The sequence below is a fragment of the Vibrio sp. 10N.261.55.C5 genome (assembly GCF_041470505.1).
Taxonomy (GTDB): Bacteria; Pseudomonadota; Gammaproteobacteria; order Enterobacterales; family Vibrionaceae; genus Vibrio; species Vibrio crassostreae_C.
This window is the reverse complement of the sequence record NZ_JBFRMS010000076.1, coordinates 1-2,939: the sequence shown is the minus strand read 5'-3', so window position 1 is coordinate 2,939 and position 2,939 is coordinate 1. Positions and strand designations below refer to the sequence as shown.

Sequence of the window (2,939 nt, the reverse complement as noted above, 5' to 3'; positions counted from 1 at the left end):
TGAGTCCACAAAACCCCTTGGGTGTTGTATGGTTAAGCCTCACGGGCAATTAGTACAGGTTAGCTCAATGCCTCGCAGCACTTACACACCCTGCCTATCAACGTCGTAGTCTACGACAACCCTTTAGGACACTTATAGTGCCAGGGAAAACTCATCTCAAGGCTCGCTTCCCGCTTAGATGCTTTCAGCGGTTATCGATTCCGAACTTAGCTACCGGGCAATGCCATTGGCATGACAACCCGAACACCAGAGGTTCGTCCACTCCGGTCCTCTCGTACTAGGAGCAGCCCCTTTCAATTTTCCAACGCCCACGGCAGATAGGGACCGAACTGTCTCACGACGTTCTAAACCCAGCTCGCGTACCACTTTAAATGGCGAACAGCCATACCCTTGGGACCGACTTCAGCCCCAGGATGTGATGAGCCGACATCGAGGTGCCAAACACCGCCGTCGATATGAACTCTTGGGCGGTATCAGCCTGTTATCCCCGGAGTACCTTTTATCCGTTGAGCGATGGCCCTTCCATTCAGAACCACCGGATCACTATGACCTGCTTTCGCACCTGCTCGAATTGTCATTCTCGCAGTCAAGCGGGCTTATGCCATTGCACTAACCACACGATGTCCAACCGTGTTTAGCCCACCTTCGTGCTCCTCCGTTACTCTTTGGGAGGAGACCGCCCCAGTCAAACTACCCACCAGGCACTGTCCGTAATCCCGATTCAGGGACCAACGTTAGAACATCAAAACTACAAGGGTGGTATTTCAAGGACGACTCCACCACATCTAGCGACGCGGTTTCAAAGTCTCCCACCTATCCTACACATGTAGGTTCAATGTTCAGTGCCAAGCTGTAGTAAAGGTTCACGGGGTCTTTCCGTCTAGCCGCGGGTACACTGCATCTTCACAGCGATTTCAATTTCACTGAGTCTCGGGTGGAGACAGCGTGGCCATCATTACGCCATTCGTGCAGGTCGGAACTTACCCGACAAGGAATTTCGCTACCTTAGGACCGTTATAGTTACGGCCGCCGTTTACCGGGGCTTCGATCAAGAGCTTCGACCGAAGTCTAACCCCATCAATTAACCTTCCGGCACCGGGCAGGCGTCACACCGTATACGTCATCTTACGATTTTGCACAGTGCTGTGTTTTTAATAAACAGTTGCAGCCACCTGGTATCTGCGACTCTCGTCTGCTCCATCCGCAAGGGACTTCACTGATAAGAGCGTACCTTCTCCCGAAGTTACGGTACCATTTTGCCTAGTTCCTTCACCCGAGTTCTCTCAAGCGCCTTGGTATTCTCTACCCGACCACCTGTGTCGGTTTGGGGTACGATTCCTTACAATCTGAAGCTTAGAGGCTTTTCCTGGAAGCATGGCATCAATGACTTCACTACCGTAGTAGCTCGACATCGTATCTCAGCGTTAGTAGCGGTCCGGATTTACCTAAACCACCCGCCTACGTACTTGAACCTGGACAACCGTCGCCAGGCCCACCTAGCCTTCTCCGTCCCCCCATCGCAATTGTAAGAAGTACGGGAATATTAACCCGTTTCCCATCGACTACGCCTTTCGGCCTCGCCTTAGGAGTCGACTTACCCTGCCCCGATTAACGTTGGACAGGAACCCTTGGTCTTCCGGCGAGGGAGTTTTTCACTCCCTTTATCGTTACTCATGTCAGCATTCGCACTTCTGATACCTCCAGCAGCCCTTACAGACCACCTTCAACGGCTTACAGAACGCTCCCCTACCCCACATACCCTAAGGTACGTAGCCGCAGCTTCGGTGTATAGCTTAGCCCCGTTACATCTTCCGCGCAGGCCGACTCGACCAGTGAGCTATTACGCTTTCTTTAAATGATGGCTGCTTCTAAGCCAACATCCTGGCTGTCTGAGCCTTCCCACATCGTTTCCCACTTAGCTATACTTTGGGACCTTAGCTGGCGGTCTGGGTTGTTTCCCTCTCCACGACGGACGTTAGCACCCGCCGTGTGTCTCCCGGATAGTACTTACTGGTATTCGGAGTTTGCAAAGGGTTGGTAAGTCGGGATGACCCCCTAGCCTTAACAGTGCTCTACCCCCAGTAGTATTCGTCCGAGGCGCTACCTAAATAGCTTTCGGGGAGAACCAGCTATCTCCAGGTTTGATTGGCCTTTCACCCCTAGCCACAAGTCATCCGCTAATTTTTCAACATTAGTCGGTTCGGTCCTCCAGTTGATGTTACTCAACCTTCAACCTGCCCATGGCTAGATCACCTGGTTTCGGGTCTAATCCTAGCAACTGTACGCCCAGTTAAGACTCGGTTTCCCTACGGCTCCCCTAAACGGTTAACCTTGCTACTAAAATTAAGTCGCTGACCCATTATACAAAAGGTACGCAGTCACACCACGAAGGTGCTCCTACTGCTTGTACGTACACGGTTTCAGGTTCTATTTCACTCCCCTCACAGGGGTTCTTTTCGCCTTTCCCTCACGGTACTGGTTCACTATCGGTCAGTCAGTAGTATTTAGCCTTGGAGGATGGTCCCCCCATATTCAGACAGGATATCACGTGTCCCGCCCTACTCGATTTCACTGATTATGATGTGTCGGTTACGGGGCTATCACCCTTTACTGCGAGACTTTCCAGACTCTTCACCTGCATCATTAAAAGCTTAAGGGCTAATCCAATTTCGCTCGCCGCTACTTTCGGAATCTCGGTTGATTTCTCTTCCTCGGGGTACTTAGATGTTTCAGTTCCCCCGGTTTGCCTCCTGTTGCTATGTATTCACAACAGGATACTTACTTATGTAAGTGGGTTTCCCCATTCAGGAATCCCAGACTCAAAAGGTTATTACTACCTAATCTGGGCTTATCGCAAGTTATTACGCCTTTCATCGCCTCTGACTGCCAAGGCATCCACCGTGTACGCTTAGTCACTTAACCATACAACCCGAAAGGGT

1 rRNA gene is annotated in these 2,939 nt (G+C 51.2%); it reads right to left on the bottom strand.

The annotated features are described in order from the left end of the window. Positions 1-28: 28 nt before the first annotated feature. Positions 29-2,922 (bottom strand): 23S ribosomal RNA (locus AB4263_RS22250). Positions 2,923-2,939: the final 17 nt, after the last annotated feature.